General features: G+C 71.2%; 18 protein-coding genes. All 18 read right to left on the bottom strand.

What is annotated here, in order from left to right:
- Positions 1-14: 14 nt before the first annotated feature.
- Entirely contained in the window at positions 15-1091 is a 1077-nt protein-coding gene (locus GEV27_RS08745; RefSeq protein ID WP_153652892.1) for a prephenate dehydrogenase, read from the bottom strand.
- A complete protein-coding gene (locus GEV27_RS08740; RefSeq protein ID WP_309222127.1) occupies positions 1088-1816 on the bottom strand; it encodes a pseudouridine synthase in 729 nt (242 codons plus the stop codon). The genes GEV27_RS08745 and GEV27_RS08740 overlap by 4 nt, the downstream gene beginning before the upstream one ends.
- Positions 1809-2492: an SMC-Scp complex subunit ScpB gene (scpB, locus tag GEV27_RS08735; RefSeq protein ID WP_153911181.1), complete on the bottom strand. Its 684-nt coding sequence runs from the start codon at positions 2490-2492 to the stop codon at positions 1809-1811. Before scpB ends, GEV27_RS08740 begins: the two co-directional genes overlap by 8 nt.
- On the bottom strand, positions 2485-3402 hold the full coding sequence (locus GEV27_RS08730) for a ScpA family protein (protein ID WP_153652895.1): 918 nt from the start codon (positions 3400-3402) through the stop codon (positions 2485-2487). The genes scpB and GEV27_RS08730 overlap by 8 nt, the downstream gene beginning before the upstream one ends.
- Positions 3399-3761, bottom strand: a complete 363-nt coding sequence (locus tag GEV27_RS08725; RefSeq protein ID WP_153652896.1) for a hypothetical protein — start codon at positions 3759-3761, stop codon at positions 3399-3401. Before GEV27_RS08725 ends, GEV27_RS08730 begins: the two co-directional genes overlap by 4 nt.
- Positions 3746-4594 carry a ParA family protein gene (locus GEV27_RS08720; RefSeq protein WP_153652897.1) on the bottom strand — a complete coding sequence of 283 codons (849 nt, stop codon included), beginning with the start codon at positions 4592-4594 and terminating at the stop codon, positions 3746-3748. Before GEV27_RS08720 ends, GEV27_RS08725 begins: the two co-directional genes overlap by 16 nt.
- Before the next feature lie 90 nt (positions 4595-4684).
- The gene (gene xerD, locus GEV27_RS08715; protein WP_153652898.1) at positions 4685-5614 is read right to left on the bottom strand and encodes a site-specific tyrosine recombinase XerD; all 930 of its coding nucleotides are present in this window, start codon (positions 5612-5614) and stop codon (positions 4685-4687) included.
- Positions 5611-6219, bottom strand: a complete 609-nt coding sequence (locus GEV27_RS08710; RefSeq protein ID WP_153934059.1) for an NUDIX domain-containing protein — start codon at positions 6217-6219, stop codon at positions 5611-5613. Before GEV27_RS08710 ends, xerD begins: the two co-directional genes overlap by 4 nt.
- Positions 6216-7946 carry a CTP synthase gene (locus GEV27_RS08705; protein ID WP_153652900.1) on the bottom strand — a complete coding sequence of 577 codons (1731 nt, stop codon included), beginning with the start codon at positions 7944-7946 and terminating at the stop codon, positions 6216-6218. Before GEV27_RS08705 ends, GEV27_RS08710 begins: the two co-directional genes overlap by 4 nt.
- Positions 7947-8037: 91 nt before the next feature.
- Complete coding sequence (locus tag GEV27_RS08700; RefSeq protein ID WP_194944168.1) at positions 8038-8916, bottom strand: copper transporter; 879 nt, start codon at positions 8914-8916, stop codon at positions 8038-8040.
- Positions 8913-10088, bottom strand: coding sequence for a putative cytokinetic ring protein SteA (gene steA / locus GEV27_RS08695; protein WP_153652902.1), 1176 nt, complete (start codon positions 10086-10088; stop codon positions 8913-8915). Before steA ends, GEV27_RS08700 begins: the two co-directional genes overlap by 4 nt.
- Before the next feature lie 91 nt (positions 10089-10179).
- Entirely contained in the window at positions 10180-11883 is a 1704-nt protein-coding gene (gene recN, locus GEV27_RS08690; RefSeq protein ID WP_153652903.1) for a DNA repair protein RecN, read from the bottom strand.
- Entirely contained in the window at positions 11880-12797 is a 918-nt protein-coding gene (locus GEV27_RS08685) for an NAD kinase (protein ID WP_153934057.1), read from the bottom strand. The genes recN and GEV27_RS08685 overlap by 4 nt, the downstream gene beginning before the upstream one ends.
- Positions 12794-13624, bottom strand: a complete 831-nt coding sequence (locus GEV27_RS08680) for a TlyA family RNA methyltransferase (protein ID WP_153652905.1) — start codon at positions 13622-13624, stop codon at positions 12794-12796. Before GEV27_RS08680 ends, GEV27_RS08685 begins: the two co-directional genes overlap by 4 nt.
- Positions 13625-13631: 7 nt before the next feature.
- The gene (locus GEV27_RS08675) at positions 13632-13832 is read right to left on the bottom strand and encodes a hypothetical protein (protein WP_153911177.1); all 201 of its coding nucleotides are present in this window, start codon (positions 13830-13832) and stop codon (positions 13632-13634) included.
- Positions 13829-14854, bottom strand: a complete 1026-nt coding sequence (locus GEV27_RS08670) for an HAD-IIA family hydrolase (RefSeq protein ID WP_153652907.1) — start codon at positions 14852-14854, stop codon at positions 13829-13831. The genes GEV27_RS08675 and GEV27_RS08670 overlap by 4 nt, the downstream gene beginning before the upstream one ends.
- Positions 14851-15198 (bottom strand): single-stranded DNA-binding protein, encoded by a 348-nt coding sequence (locus GEV27_RS08665; RefSeq protein WP_153934055.1) that lies wholly within the window; start codon positions 15196-15198, stop codon positions 14851-14853. The genes GEV27_RS08670 and GEV27_RS08665 overlap by 4 nt, the downstream gene beginning before the upstream one ends.
- A gap of 75 nt (positions 15199-15273) precedes the next feature.
- Positions 15274-16254, bottom strand: a complete 981-nt coding sequence (locus tag GEV27_RS08660; protein WP_153652909.1) for a tetratricopeptide repeat protein — start codon at positions 16252-16254, stop codon at positions 15274-15276.
- Positions 16255-16463 lie beyond the last annotated feature (209 nt).

Below are 16463 nucleotides of genomic sequence, written 5' to 3'. Positions count from 1 at the left end.
GGGGTCGGGGTCATCTAGCGGTACGCGGTCCAGCCGCGTGCGGTCAGGGCGTCGACCAGGGAGTCCCCCACGCCCAGTGCGACCGCGATCTCGGCCAGGCCGACGGGCCGTCCCAGGTCGTGGTCCAGGCGCAGGTCCTCGATGTTCACACCCGATTGTCCCGTATCGGTCATGAGACGCGACAGCTCGCCGGGACGGTCCGCGACCTGGACGTGCACGATGTCGACGCGCGCCGGAGCCGAGCCGTGCTTGCCCGGGATCTGCTCGGTGCCACGGCGGCCCGACTCGAGCACGTCACCGATCACCGCGTCGTCCTGGCCCAGCGCATCGATGACCCGGTCGAGATCGGCCCGTACGAGCTCGAGCACGGCCCGCACGTCGGCTGCATTCGTGCCGAGGATGTCGATCCACAGCGCGCTGTCGCTGCCCGCGATCCGCGTGGTGTCACGCAGCCCGGGGCCGGCCAGGGCGAGGTGGTTGCCCTGAGCGTCGTTGAGGCGAGCCGCGGTGAGGGTCGACATCACCTGGGGCACGTGGGAGACCAGTGCGACGGCGCGATCGTGCGCGGCCGCCTCGAGGATGATCGGGACAGCGCCCACGTGCAGCGCCATGTCGACGACAGCGTCCAGCGCCTCCGGGAGCGTCGCGGAACCGGGGGTCACCGCCCACGGCCGGCCCTCGAACAGCTGGGCCGATCCGGCCATCGGTCCGGACCGCTCGCTGCCCGCCATGGGGTGTCCGCCGGCGAACCGCTCGGCCCCGGGGTGTGCGTCGATCTCCCGCTGCAGACCGGCCTTCACACTCGTCACGTCGGTGACGTACGCCGCGGGCCACCTCCTCAGTGCCTGGACGACGACGTCGGCCGCCGCGGTCGGCGGCACTGCTGCCACCACCAGGTAGGGCTCCACGTGATCGGTGGCCGGACGCCCCGCGCCCCTGGAGGCCGCGGCCTCGACGTTGCCGGGCTCGGCGTCAGCGAGCAGCACGTCGACCTCGTGGGCCCTCAGCGCCAGGCCGATCGACGTGCCGATCAGCCCGCACCCGATCACGAGCACCGGCCCCGGCAACGCCCGAGGAGCAGCTGCGCTCATCGCTCGTCGACGCTGTCGAACAGCGCACCCAGCTCGTCCCTCGTCAGATCGCGCATTGCGCCGACCGAGAGGCCGCCGAGGTGCAGCGGCCCGAACGCGGTGCGGGTCAGCTCCCGCACCGGGTGACCGGCCGCGTCGAGGAGTCGCCGCACGATGCGGTTGCGGCCCATGTGGATGTCGAGCTCCACGAGCGAACGTCCCCGCGACCGGTCCTTGACCTGGAAGCGGTCGACCTGCGCCGGGCCGTCGTCGAGCTCGATGCCCGCCTTGAGCTTCGCGGCGAGACTGTCCGGCACGGTCCCGTCGACGAGAGCGACATAGGTCTTGGTGATCTCGAACGACGGGTGCGCGAGCTTGTGCGCCAGGTCGCCGTCGTTGGTCAGCACCAGCAGACCGGACGTGTCGGTGTCGAGGCGGCCGACGTGGAACAGGCGGTCGTCGCGCCCCTCGACGAACGTCGACAGGTCGGGCCGTCCGCGCTCGTCGGCCATCGACGTCACGACGCCGCGAGGCTTGTTGAGCAGCACGTACGCATGACCGCTCGGCGCGGGGATGCGCTTGCCGTTGACCCGGATGACATCGGTTGCGGGGTCGACGCGCGCGCCCATGACGTCGATGACCTCGCCGTTGACCTCGACCCGGCCCTGGGCGATCATGTCGTCGCAACGACGACGACTCCCGAGCCCGGCCTGGGCCAGGACCTTCTGCAGGCGGATCTCAGCCACGGTCGCCCCCCTCCGTCGCCGGCGCCTCAGGCTCGGCCTCGGCGATCGGCTCCTGCGTCGCGACGCCCGCGAGCGCCTCCTCGGCGCCCCGCAGCCCGTCGTCCTCCATGTCGTCCATGTCGGGCAGGTGCTGGGCGATGTCGGGCAGCTCGCTCAGGTCCCCCAGTCCCATCCGCTCGAGGAAGTAGCTGGTGGTGCGGTAGAGGATCGCGCCGCTCTCGCCGTCCACGCCGCTCTCCTCGATGAGGCCACGGGTCACCAGCGTGCGGACGACTCCGTCGACGTTGACGCCACGGATGGCCGAGATGCGCGAGCGCGTGATGGGCTGGCGGTACGCCACGACGGCCATCGTCTCGAGGGCCGCCTGCGTGAGCCTGGCCTGCTGCCCGTCGAGGATGAATCGCTCGACCGCGCCGGCGAACTCCTCGCGGGTGAAGAAGCGCCAACCGCCTGCGATGTTGCGCAGCTCGAAGCCACGGCCCTGGTCGGTGTACTCCTGCGCGAGCTCGGCGAGCGCCGACTCGACGTCGGTCGGCGGGTGGCCGACGGCCTGTGCCAGGACCAGGTGGTCGAGGGGCTGGTCGGCGACCATGAGCACCGCCTCCAGGGCGGGCTTGAGGTCGAGCATCTCCAGCTCGAGCTCGTGGTGTCCGGTCGGGACGTGCTGGTCAGTCATCGGTGCTCTCAGGCTCGGGTGGTGGTGTGTCGTGCGATGTCGTCGGCTCGCCGTCCGTGTCGTCGAGGAGCTCCTCGGGGATCAGGACCGGCTCGTCGTCGGGGCCCAGCAGGGGTGCGTCGAACTCCTGACCGACGTCGATCTCGCCCTCATCGGTGCCGGTCCACCGCACGTGCAGATCGCCCAGCGGGGTCGCCTGCTCGAAGGCGATGACGCCCTCGCGGAACAGCTCGAGCACCGCGAGGAAGCGCGCGACCTTGGTCATCAGGTCCGGCGCGTCGGCCGTGAGCGCGCGGAACGTCATCTCGCCCTTGCGCCGCAGCTGGTCGACCACGAGGTGGGCCTGCTCGCGGACGCTGACCTGCGGTGCGTGCAGGTGGGTGAGCGAGAGGATCGGGACCGGCTTGTCCTCGAATGCCCTCGCGGCCAGCTGGGCCAGCTCCCCGGGACCGACGGAGATCAGGACCTCGGGCAGGAGGTCCGCGAACCGCGGCTCGAGCGTCACGATGCGGGGGAACCTCTTCGACTCGCGCGCGAGCCGATCGGCCATGATCCCCGCGACCTGCTTGAACGCGCGGTACTGCATGAGACGGGCGAACAGCAGGTCCCTGGCCTCCAGGAGCGCCAGGTCCTCCTCGTCCTCGACCTCGGCCTGCGGCAGCAGCCGGGCGGTCTTGAGGTCCAGCAGGGTCGAGGCCACGAGCAGGAAGCTGGTGGTCTGCTCCAGGTCGTCCGTCATGCCCTTGATGTACGTGATGAACTCACCCGTCACGACGGACAGGGCGACCTCGGTGATGTCGAGCTCGTGCTTGGAGATGAGCTGCAGGAGCAGGTCGAAGGGTCCCTCGAAGTTGGTCAGGTTGACCTGGAACCCGGGGGGCGCGGACTCGTCGACGTCCGCGACCGTCACGACTCGCTCAATCGCCGGGCGACGTCGCTCTGGGTGCCGCGGGCGTCGAGATCCTCCAGCGCGACGGCCAGCGCCGCCCGCACGAACCGGCCGCGGTCCACGCTGCGTCCGAGCTGACCGCGCAGCACGAGCCGAGCCTGCTCGACGGCCAACAGCTCGGCCGACGTGACATACACCGTCATCTTCTCGTCGTGCTTGACCCGGCCGCTGGCCGCGACGACCGGCTCGGGCTCGATCTGCGGCTCGGGCTCGGACGTCTCGACCGGTGGTGTCTTGGCGGTCGCCCGGAACAGCTCGTCGGCCCCCGGCATGGTGGGGCGCTTGCCTCCCCCCGAGGACGTGGTCACGCGTCGGGGCATCGAACGAGAACCTCCCTGGCCAGCTGGCGGTACGACTCGGCACCCGGGGACGACGTCGCGTACTCCGTGATCGGCTCGCCGGCGACCGTCGAGTCCGAGAACTTCACCGTGCGGCGGATGACGGTGTGGAACACCAGGTCGCCCCATCCCTGGACGAGGGTCTGGAGCACCTCCTTGCCGTGCAGCGTGCGGCTGTCGTACATCGTGCCCAGCAGGCCGATGATCTGCAGCTCGTCGTTCGTGCGGTCACGGACCTTCTCGATCGTGTCCTTCAGGAGCGCGACACCCCGCAGGGCGAAGTACTCGCACTCCAGCGGGATCAGCACGCCGTTGGCGGCGGTCAGCGCGTTGACGGTCAGCAGGCCCAATGAGGGCTGGCAGTCGATGAGGATGACGTCGTAGTCGTGGCGGATCGGCTTGAGCACCCGGGCGAGCACCTGCTCGCGGCCGACCTCGGTGACCAGCTGCATCTCGGCGGCGGACAGGTCGATGTTGGACGGCACGAGGTCGAGCCCCTCGACCGTCGTCGACATGATGAGGTCCTTGATCGAGATCTCCCGGTCCATCAGGACGTGGTAGATGCTCTGGTCCAGGTCATGAGCGTTGACGCCCAGGCCGACCGTGAGTGATCCCTGCGGGTCGAAGTCGACGAGCAGCACCTTGCGGCCGGTCTCGACCAGCGCGGCACCCAGGTTGATGGTCGTCGTGGTCTTGCCGACCCCACCCTTTTGGTTGCACAGCGCGATGATCGTCGCGGGCTTGGACGGATCCCGCGGCTGCGGATCGGGGAAGACCGGCATCGGTCGTCCGGTGGGACCCAGCTCCATGCTCATTCATAACCCCTGCGACTCGACCCGGCGGACGAGCGTCACTCTACCGGCACAAGTCGACTTGGCGACCACGCAAGCAGAGGAGTCGCACTGTCATTGCCGTGCGGCCCGGGGGTGGGCTGTGGCGTATATCTCCCGAAGCTTCTCGACGGTCACCAACGTGTAGATCTGCGTGGTGGTCACCGACGCGTGGCCGAGCAGCTCCTGCACCACGCGGACGTCCGCGCCCCCGTCGAGCAGATGGGTCGCGAACGAGTGGCGCAGCGTGTGCGGCGACACCTCCGTGGAGATCCCGGCCCGGTCCGCCGCCTTGGTCAGCACGGTCCACGCACTCTGGCGCGACAGCCGCCCGCCCCGGGCGTTCAGGAACACCGCGGGCGTCCGGGTCGTGCCGCCGACCAGCGCCGGCCGCGACGCGGTGAGGTAGTCCGCGAGGGACGCCTTGGCGTACGAGCCGAGCGGCACGATCCGCTGCTTGCCGCCCTTGCCGCGCAGCAGGACCGTGGAATCCTCCAGGTCGAGGTCGTCGATGTCGAGGCCGACCGCCTCCGAGATCCGCGCCCCAGTGCCGTAGAGCACCTCGAGCAGGGCCCGGTCGCGGGCCGAGAGGGTCGTGCCCGGTGCGCCGGCCGCGTCGAGCAATGCCTCGACGTCCGAGAGCGGGAGCGCCTTGGGCAGCCGGCTCGCCGGACGCGGCGGCTTGATGGCGGAGGTCACGTCGGTCGCCACGTTCTGCTCGCGGAGCCAGAACCGGTGCAGTCCGCGGACTGCCACGATCGTCCGCGCGGCGCTGGCCGTCCCGAGCGGAGGGTGGTCGGGATCCCCCGTGCGCAGCTCACCCAGGAACGCTGCGACGTCGTTCTCGGTGATCGCCGCGGGATCGGACAGGTCGCGCGAGGCGAGGAACGCCCGATAGCGCCGCAGGTCGCGACGGTACGACGTCAAGGTGTTGTCGGCGAGGCCGCGCTCGACGCCCAGGTGGCTGAGGTAGTCCTGGATGCCCCGGGCGACGTCCCCGCTCATGGGTGGCGCAGGGCGTGTGCCGCCAGGATCCCCGAGACGGTCATGGAGTCGGTGATGCGGCCGTCGAGGACTGCGGCCAGGGCCTGGTCGAACGGCAGCCACCACTGGACCATGTCGGCCTCCTCGGCCACCCGCTCGGTGCGATCGGCGTCCGGCACCGGACGCAGGTCGGTCGCCCGGAACACCTCCCACCTCTCGGTCGAGTAGCCCGGGGTGGCCAGCAGGTGGAGCATCGACGTCCACTCCCCCGCGATGATGTCCGCCTCCTCGGCGAGCTCACGCACCGCAGCCTCCAGGGGCTCCTCCCCCGCGACGTCCAGTGTCCCGGCGGGCAGCTCGAGCAGGCGGCGCCCGACCGGGTGGCGGTACTGCTCGACCAGGAGGACGCGGTCGTCCTCGTCGATCGCGAGCACGCCGACCGCCCCGTTGGGCTGGACGACGGCCCGCGCGTGCTCATGTCCTGCGGGATCGACGATCGTGTCGGTCCTCAGGGCGATGTAGGCGCTGTCGTAGATCGACTCGCTGCGAGCCACCGGCCACGACTGGTCGGAGTCGGCGACCGACGCGTCGGCCAGCCGCCCCGGCAGCGTGGGGTGGTCGGTCATCCCTCGACCGAGACGGGCTCGTCGACGGGCAGCCGGGTCTCGCGCTGACGATCAAGCGCCGCGCCGACGAGGCCTGCGAACAACGGGTGCGGCTTGGTCGGGCGGGACCGCAGCTCGGGGTGGGCCTGCGTCGCGACGTAGTAGGGGTGCACGTCCCGCGGGAGCTCCACGAACTCCACCAGCTTGGCGTCGGGGGACGTCCCGCTGAACACGAGGCCGGCCTGCTCGAGCTGCTCACGGTACGCGTTGTTGACCTCGTAGCGGTGCCGGTGGCGCTCCTCGATCTTGCTGGCGCCGTAGACCTCGGCGACGATGCTGCCCTCCTGGAGGGCCGCCGGGTAGGAGCCGAGACGCATCGTGCCGCCGAGATCGCCCTCGCCGTCGACGATCGTCAGCTGCTCGGCCATCGTCGCGATGACCGGGTGCGGCGTCTTGGGGTCGAACTCCGACGAGCTCGCCCCCTCGATGCCGGCGACGTTGCGGGCGTACTCGATGACCATGCACTGCAGGCCGAGGCACAGGCCCAGGACCGGGATGCCGCGCTCGCGGGCGTACTTCAGGGCGCCCAGCTTGCCCTCGATGCCACGGATGCCGAAGCCGCCCGGCACGCAGATGCCGTCGACGTCGTGCAGGTTGGCGTGGGCCCCGGCCGGCGTCTCGCAGTCGTCCGAGCCGACCCAGCGGAGCTTGACGCGGGCGTCATGGGCGAAGCCGCCCGCACGCAGCGCCTCGGCCACCGACAGGTAGGCGTCCGGGAGGTCGATGTACTTGCCGACCAGCGCGATCGTGACCTCCTCGGCGGGCTGGTGGACCCGTCGCAGCAGCTCGTCCCAGTGCGTCCAGTCGACGTCGCGGAACGGCAGGTCGAGGCGGCGCACGACGTACGCGTCGAGGCCCTCGGAGTGCAGCACCTTGGGGATGTCGTAGATCGACGGGGCGTCGGCGCAGGTGACCACGGCCTCCTTGTCGACGTCGCACATCAGCGAGATCTTGTGCTTGATTCCCTCGGGGATGTCGCGGTCGGCGCGGCAGACGATCGCATCGGGCTGGATGCCGATCGAGCGCAGCGCGGCGACCGAGTGCTGGGTCGGCTTCGTCTTCAGCTCACCGGACGGGCCGATGTACGGCACGAGCGAGACGTGCAGGAAGAAGACGTTGCCCCGGCCGACGTCGTGACGCACCTGACGCGCGGCCTCGAGGAACGGCAGCGACTCGATGTCGCCGACCGTGCCACCGATCTCGGTGATGACCACGTCCACGTCGGGACCGGCCATCGCCCGGATGCGGGACTTGATCTCGTTGGTGATGTGCGGGATGACCTGGACCGTGTCGCCCAGGTAGTCGCCGCGGCGCTCGCGGGCGATGACCTCGGAGTAGACCTGGCCGGTCGTCACGTTGGCCTTGCCCGAGAGGTCGACGTCGAGGAAGCGCTCGTAGTGACCGATGTCGAGATCGGTCTCCGCGCCGTCGTCGGTCACGAACACCTCGCCGTGCTGGAACGGGTTCATCGTGCCGGGATCGACGTTGAGGTACGGATCGAGCTTCTGCATCGTGACGCGGAGACCGCGTGACTTCAGAAGCCGTCCGAGGCTCGAGGCGGTCAAGCCCTTGCCGAGCGAGGATGCCACCCCGCCGGTGACGAAAACGTGCTTGGTAACCGCGCTACCTGCCAAGGTGACTCCCGTGGTCGAATGCTGTGTCGAGCGCTCATCTGGTGCAGATTGCATCAGGGCTCCACGGGATTCCAGCCTACCAATCAATCGGCCCTGACCGCCAACGACACACGTGTCGGTTCGCCCACATGTGCCGTCGGCGTCGCTACTTCGGCAGCGCGCCGCTGTCGCTGCGGGACGTGCCCCAGGCTCCGGGCTGGCCGGAGGCCTGCTCGGCGGCTGCGAGGACCGTCACGACGCGACCGGCGGCCGTGTCGGTGACGTCGACCGTCGAGATCTCCGATGCCGCGGCGCCCTCGCGCACGGCCTTGACCGCTCCCCCGTCCGTGCTGGACGACGCGGGGCCGGCGACGACCACGCCCTGTCCGGTCGGGTTGATCGCAGCGGCCAGCGCTGCGATCACGGTGCTCTGGCCGGCGCCGGTGGCGCGCTGCGGTCCGGTCACCAGGACGGCCAGCGTCGCGGCTCGCTTGGGAGCGCGCGTCTCGGTGATCAGGTCACCCTCGGTGAAGGCCGACCGGATGGTCGTGGCCGTCTCGTCGAGCGTCCCGGGCTCGCTCGCCATCAGCGCGCGGGCCAGGGCCGAGCCGATGCGGCCGTAGCTGTCACCGGCCTCCGTCACCCCGTCCACGCCCTCGGCTGCCTGCTGGGCCACGCCCTCGGCGAACTGGCGCCCGGACGAGTCGAGCATCTTGCTGGTCAGGGCCACCTGGCCGGTCACCTCCGCGCCGGCGAGACCCAGGCCCTTGACGACGTCCTTGACCTCGGACGCACTGGTGCCGGGGACGGTCAGGACGACCACCGGGCGGTCCTTGAGCGTGTCCTTCAGCATGCCCGGGGCCGTGCGGGCGGCGAAGCCGGTCTCGAAGGATCGCACACCCGGGTCGTCGGACCGGGAGGTCGTCTGGCTCGCGGCCTGTGTGTCGTCGTCGTCCTCGAGCGGTCCCGAGCCGAGAGCGATGCCCGCCGCGAGCGCGATGAGGATCGCGGCGATCGAGACGAGGTGGTAGCGGAAGTTGATCACGTGAAGAGTCCTTTGATCCAGGTGCCGAGATCGGCGAGCTGGTCACCGAGCGAGTCGAACCAGTCCTGCCCGACCGGGGTGATGGCCACGGCCACGCCGACCGCCACGATGCCCGCGAGGAGCATGAGCAGGACCGGCCAGAGGGCGAGGCGCTGGGAGGTGAAGTGGTGCACGGACTTGGCGTCGACGATCTTGGCGCCGGCGCGCAGCCGCGCGACGAACATCCGGGCGGCGTCGGCCGGCGTGCGCTCGAGCATCTCGGTCATGGTCCGCGGTGCGCCGACGTGCACGATGACCGCGGCCTCGTGGGTGTCGGCCAGCAGGATCGCCAGGTCGTCGTCCGAGCCGGTCGACACGAACGTGGCGATCTCCTTGCCGTGCCGTTCGAGGCGTTCGGGCATGTCCACGGTGCCGGACGGCGTGGTCACGACGACCTCGCCGGACGTCCGGATCGCCTGGTCCGAGACGTTGTCCATCGAGCCGACCACCACGGCAGGCGTGTAGCCCGCCGCGATCAGCACGTCGGCTCCGGCTCCTGCGCCGACGAGCACGGGGTCGTGGTCGGAGATCCAGCGCTTGAGCCCGCGCAGGTCGGCCGCGTCGTCATATGCGCGGGAGACCACCACGACGGCACGACCCGCCAGCTCGGTGCGCAGGCTCGGCACCTTCTCGCCGCTCAGGAGCATGCCCTGCTCACGACGGATGTGGTCGCTCGCATTGGCCACGACGGAGTCCAGGCGGGTCGCGAGGCCGTCCTGGGCCGCCGCCAGGTCGGCGTCGGCGCGAGAGGCATCGATCTCCTCGCCCTCGACGACCAGCTCCTCGTCGCGCCAGACCTTGCCGTCGTGGACCCGGAGTCCTTCGCCGCTCTTGAGGCGGGTCCAGGCACCTTCGCCGGCGAGGTCGACCAGCATGATGCCGGCGCGCACCAGCATCGGCGGTCCCGTGTTGGGGACGCGTCCGCTGCTGGACGGAGCGGTGTTGAGCACCGCCCGGACGCGTCGGTCGATCAGGGCTTGAGCCTGCCGGGCGTCGAGATCGGGGTGCGCGACCAGAGCGATCTCGCCCTCACGAAGAGAGGCGATGTCGCTGTCGCGCCGGGCGAACCTGAGGGTGCCGACAACACCCTCGACGTCCGGCGGCAGGGGCGTCTTGCGTTTCCAGATGGCCATCGCGGTCCATCGTTCCTCGTGGGCGCGACGCATCGGGGAGGTGGTCCCGGCGTGTCGCCGATGTGGCGCAACTATCAGTGCGCCGCCCGCGTCAGCCCCGTGCGAGATCGAGCAGCTCGCGGGCGTGCGCCTGTGCGGTGGCGGACTCCTCCTGGCCGGCCAGCATCCGTGCGAGCTCGTCGACCCGGCCGGACTCCTGCACCAGGATCACCGAGCTGCTGGTGACGTTGCCGTCGTCGTCCTTGGACACCACGAAGTGGTGGTCGGCGAAGGCTGCGACCTGCGGCAGGTGCGTGACGGCGATGACCTGGGCGTGATCGGCCAGGCGGGCGAGACGACGTCCCACCTCGACCGCAGCCTTGCCGCCGATGCCCGCGTCGACCTCGTCGAAGACCAGGGTCGGCACCGTCGTGCGATCCGCGAGCACGACCTCGAGAGCCAGCATGAGCCGCGAGAGCTCGCCGCCGCTCGCCCCCTTGTTGAGCGGCCGGGGACCCATCCCGCTGTTGGCCGAGAAGAGCATCTCGACGTCGTCGACGCCGTGGGGACCGGGAGTCGCGTCCTCGGCGGTCGTGACCTGGACCTCCAGATGAGCCGACGGCATCGACAGCTGCGCGATCTCGACGTCGACCAGCTGGGCGAACCGGACCGCGGCGTCACGCCGGATCGTGGTCATGCGGGCTGCGAGCCGCACGACCTCGGGCGCGAGCTCGAGTCGTTCGGCCTCGAGAGCTGCGACGGCCTCGTCGTCGTTTCCGAGCTCGCCCAGCCGCGCGGCGCTCTGCTGCGCCCATGCGAGCACGTCGTCCAGCGTCGGACCGTACTTGCGTTGCAGGCCCGCGAGGGCCGCCCGCCGCTCCTGCAGGCTCGCGAGCCGCTCGGGGTCGAGCTCGATCCCCTCGGAGTAGGTGCCGAGCTCGGCGCCCACGTCGTCGAGCAGGATGCCGAGCTCGAAGACGCGATCGGCCAACGCGTCCAGGGCCGGGTCGTGACCGCCCGCCTCGCGCAGCAGCGCGGTCGCCTCGGCCACGGTGGTGCGCGCCGACGTGGCGTCCAGATCGCCCACGAGCGCACGATGCGCCTGGTCGGCCGCTCGGGCCAGCGACTCGGAGTGGGCCAGCCGGCTCTCCTCGGCCTTGAGGGCCTCGTCCTCCCCCGGCTGCGGGTCCACCTCGGCGACCTCGTCGAGGCCGAAGCGCAGGACGTCGAGCTCACGGGCGCGCTCCTGCGCGTGCGTGCGCAGCTCGTCGAGCCGCTGCTCGACGGCACGCCAGCGGGCGTAGACCGGGGCGTACGCGGCCGCGGCCTCCGCGAGCTCGTCGCCGGCGAACCGGTCGAGGGCGGCACGCTGCTCGGCCGGGCGCAGCAGCCGGTGCTGGTCGGACTGTCCGTGGACGGCGACCAGCTCGTCGGTGACCTCCGCGAGCAGCGCGGCCGGCACCGTGGCGCCGCCGGCCAGCGCACGCGAGCGGCCCTGCGCCGACAGCACGCGTCCGAGGATCACGACGTCCTCGTCGATGCGGCCACCTGCCTCCTCGACCGCGGTGACCGCCCGCGCCCCGGGACGGACCCCGATGCTGGCCTCGACCCGTGCCTGGTCAGCACCCCGCCTCACCAGGCCGAGATCGGCCCGGTCTCCGCGCAGCAGGCCGAGCGCGGTGACGACCATGGTCTTGCCCGCGCCCGTCTCACCTGTGATGACGGTGAAGCCGGGCGAGAGCTCCAGCTCGGCGGAGTCGATCACTCCCAGGTCGCGCAGGGCGAGGCGCTCCCAGATCGGGCGGGGGGTCGTCATCGGTCGAGCTCCTCCTGGCGCCGCTCGGCGGCACCCCGCCAGCCGGCCACGGGAAGATCGAACTTGCGGACCAGACGGTCGGCGAACGATGCGGGGTGCAGGCGGGCCAGGCGCACGGTCTCGCGGCCCCTGCGGACCTCGACCCGGGCGCCGAGCGGCAGCTCGGCCGCGCGCCGGCCGTCGCACCAGAGCACGCCGGTCGACTGCTCACCGACGACCTCGATCGCGAGGGTCGAGCTGGGCGACACGACCAGCGGCCGGGCGAAGAGGGCGTGCGCGCTGATCGGGACCATGAGCAGCGCCTCGACCTCGGGCCACACGATCGGTCCGCCCGCGCTGAAGTTGTAGGCGGTCGACCCGGTCGGCGTGGCGCACACGATGCCGTCGCAGCCCCAGCGGGACACCGGCCGGTCGTCGATCTCCAGGACGATCTCCAGCATGCGCTCGCGGGCGGCCTTCTCCACCGACGCCTCGTTGAGCGCCCAGTTGGTCGCCACGACCTCACCGGCGACCGTGACCGACACGTCGACGGTCAGACGTTCCTCGACCGTGTAGCTGCGGTCGACCACGCCCCGGACGACGTCCTGCAGGTCCTCCACGTCGGCCTCGGCCAGGAAGCCGACGTGACCGAGGTTGACCCCGAGCACCGCGGTGCTGGTGCCGCGGCACATCTCAGCGGCTCGCAGGATGGTGCCGTCGCCGCCGAACACGACGGCGAGCTCGCAGCCGGCCGCTGCGCCGGGCCCGGCGGCCACGACGTGGGCGTCCTGCAGGCCCGCCGCTCGCAGCGCCTCGGCATCGGAGTCCAGCACACAGACCTCGATGCCGTGGACCTGCACCTCGGCCGCGAACGAGGCCGCCACCTTGGCGGCCGCCTCCCGAGCCGCGTGGACGGCCAGCAGCACCCTTCTCATCTGTTCACCCCTGTCGTGTCGAGCGGGCCGGCGGCGACGACGTCGTGAGCCGCCTGCTCGGTGGGAGCATCAGCGTCCGAGCGCAACCAGCAGAAGTACTCGACGTTGCCCGCAGGACCCGGCAGCGGGCTGGGCGCCAGCGCGCGCGTGCCCCAGCCGAGCTCGTGGGCCGATCGGCAGACCCGCAGGACAGCGTCGGCGTGCAGCGCGGGATCGCGCACCACCCCGTTCTTGCCCAGGTTGCTCTTGCCGACCTCGAACTGCGGCTTGATCATCAGCACGATGTCGCCTTCCGGGCTCGGCTCGCACACCCGGGTGAGGGCGGGCATGACCACCGTAAGGGAGATGAAGGACAGATCCGAGACGACGAGCTGCACCGGCCCGCCGATGTCGTCCGCCTCCAGGTTGCGCACGTTGGTCCGGTCGAACACGTGGACGCGCTCGTCGGACTGCAGCGCCCACACCAGCTGGCCGTAGCCGACGTCGACCGCGCAGACCTCACGTGCGCCCTTGCGCAGCAGCACGTCGGTGAATCCACCGGTCGAGGCGCCCGCGTCGAGGCACCGCCGGCCCTCGACGCTCAGCCCCATGGGCTCGAACACCGCGAGCGCACCCAACAGCTTGTGGGCACCGCGGGAGGCGTAGGTCGGCTCCTTGCTCTCGCGCACGACGATCGCCTGGTCCGTCGTGACACCGGTCGCCGCCTTGGCCGCCACCGAGCCGCCGACCCGGACCAGGCCTTCCTCGATCATCGTCGCGGCATGCTCGCGGGAACGGGCCAGCCCCCGGCGGACGAGCTCGGCGTCCAGGCGCAGGCGTCGGCTCATGCGCGGCTCACGGCGAGGCCTGCTCGGCCGGGTCGCGACCCGCATTGGCCAGGGACGCCCGCAGGACGCCGTGGATCGCGTCGAACTGCTCGGCGTGGTCGGAGATCTCGAGGTCGTCGAGCCGGTCCAGGCGTCCGAGCGCCTCGTCGATCTCGGCGTGACCTGTGGGTTCCACGGCGGGGCCGGCCTCGTCGGGCATCGTGGTCATGTGTCCAGTGTCCCATCCAGCACCACCTGCACGTCGGACCGATCGGCCGCGTCCCACGCCAGCGCGACGACCGCGCGCAGGGCGTCGGTCGAGCCGGCCTCACCGCCCACCAGACCGATGACCCCGTCGTGCACCTCGGCCACGGCCGCACCGCAACGCGCCCGACCGTCGCCGGCCACCTGCACCTCACGGTGCACCTCGACCAGACCGCGCAGATCGGCCGAGACGAACGTCGGACGGTGACCGGGCCGAGCCGCGGCGACCTCCGCCAGCGAGCTCACGCCGGTGAGCACCACCAGGCTGTCGATGCCGGCGTTGATCGCGCCGTCGATGTCGGTGTCGAGCCGGTCGCCCACCATCAACGGCTTGCGGCCACCGACCCGGGCAAGGGTCTCGTCGAACAGTGCGCGCTCGGGCTTGCCCGCGACGATCGGCTCGGCACCTGTGGCGTTGCGCACCGCCTGCACGAGCGAGCCATTGCCCGGTGCGATGCCTCGGGGCGTGGGGACGGTCAGGTCCGTGTTGCTGACGTACCACGGCAGCCCCGACTGGATCGCGTACGCGGCCTCGGCCAGGTGCGCCCAGCCGATGTCACCGTGGAAGCCCTGCACCACGGCCGACGGCCCGTCGTCGAGACTCGCCACGCAGCGCAGGCCGCGCTCCTCCAGGGGCACGCGCAGCCCCTCCCCGCCGACGACCAGCACGGCTGAGCCAGCAGGCAAGGCGTCCGCCACCAGATGGGCGACGGCCTGCCCCGCGGTGACGACGTCCTCGTCCGCGAGCTCGGGCATGTCCATCTCGCGCAGCTTCTTGGCAACGGCCAGAGCCGGCCGCGAGGCGTTGTTGGTGATGTACGCCAGATGGATGCCGCCCTCGCGGGCCTGCCGCAGGGCGTCGGCGGCGCCCGGCACGGGGTCGGCACCGAGATAGACGACGCCGTCCAGGTCGAGCATCGCCAGGTCGTACGTCGCACCGAGCTCCCGCGTCGTCGAGCCGAGGACGTCCTGCGGGGTCGAGGTCATGGGTCCGAGGCTACCGCCGTGGCCGAGAGCTTCCGGCAGGTGTCGACGTCGACCGAGACGAAGCTCATCACGCCGGCGCCACCGCTCACGAACCGCCGCCGCAGCGCACCCGCGACCGTCACCGCGGAGCCCGGCTCCAACCGGAGCACCGAGCGGCGCAGCGCCGCCCGCCAGACCGAGCACTCGATCGTGTCGACGACCTGCTTGGACCGGCGACGGGCAGCGGCACTGCGGCGCACGACCAGCCGGAACGAGACGACCTCGTCGCCGCTCGGCAGGACCTTGGACTCCGGGACGCCGGAGACGCGACCCGTCAGGTGGACTCTGTTGTTGTCATCAGTCATGGACATGACGATGCCCCCCACCGCAGGTGGGGGGCATCGGGTCACGGCGCAGATGTGGACAGCTTCGCCGGTGGGTCAGTCCTGTGGACGCTTGTCGAGCTCGCGCAGCCGCTCCTCGGCATCCGTCGACTTGTTGCCGTCAACGGCGACCGTGCGGTGGAACCACTCGATCGCCTCGTCGCGCCGGCCCGCGTCGAGCAGGGCGTCGGCGTACGCATAGCGCAGCCGCGGAACCCAGTCGCCACGACCCTTGGTGTGCAGCGGCTCGGTCTCGAGCAGCCGCACGGCCGCGTCGTACTGGCCCTGGTCGCGGCGGGCACCCGCCACCACGATCGACAGCTCGATCTGACCTGCGTCGTCCAGCTGGCCGCGGATCTCGGGGGTGTCGTACGCGATCGCCTTGTCGGGACGCTTCAGCGCCCGCTCGCAGTCGGCCATCATCGGGGCGTACATGTAGCCGCCGGTCATGCGGCGCGCCGCACGGAACTCCGACAACGCCTCGGCCCACTTGCCGCACGCATACGCAGTCTCACCGCACGCCTCGCGGACGAGCCCGGTGCGGGTGGCACGGGCACGCGCTGCCAGCGCGTGACGGTGCGCGGTCTCGGGATCCTCCGCGATCAGCATGCCCGCCATCACCAGGTGACGCGCGACCTTGTCGGCCAGCTTCTCCGGCAGGCTCTGAAGTGCCTGCCTTGCGTGCTTGTCCAGGTCCTTTGCGCTGACGTCGTCCGGGATCGGCGGACCGTCGTAGATCTTCTGCGCCGCGGTCCGGTCGCCCTCTTCCTGGCGGCGGTTGCGCGGGGCGTCGTACGCCTTGCCGTCACGGCGCGGGTGCGCCGGCCGGCCGTCGCGCCTCGCGTCGGGCTTGCCGTCGCGCCGGGCGTCCGGCTTCCCACCGCGGGCAGGCTTGCCGTCGCGCCGATCGGGGGAACCGCTTCCCCGCTGGTCGCGTCCTCCACGGCTCTCGGGCTTGCCGCCACGAGCGCCACCGCTGCCGGCCCCTCGGCCAGCAGGCTTCCCACCGTCACGGCGGGGATTTCTCGACTCAGCCATGAGTCGTTCCTTCCATCGAACACTTCGCGCACACGCAGATGTGTGCACATGATTTTCCGTACACGTCCTTGGTACACCATTGGGTGCACAAACAGCAGCGAGGCCGCCCCAGTGGGGCGGCCTCGCGCTAATGATTGTCCGGCGACGTCCTACTCTCCCACACAGTCTCCCGTGCAGTACCATCGGCGCTGAGAGGCTTGACTTCCGGG

The sequence above is a fragment of the Aeromicrobium sp. S22 genome (assembly GCF_009661045.1).
Classification (GTDB): domain Bacteria; phylum Actinomycetota; class Actinomycetes; order Propionibacteriales; family Nocardioidaceae; genus Aeromicrobium; species Aeromicrobium yanjiei.
This window is presented reverse-complemented; position numbering and strand designations above follow the sequence as displayed.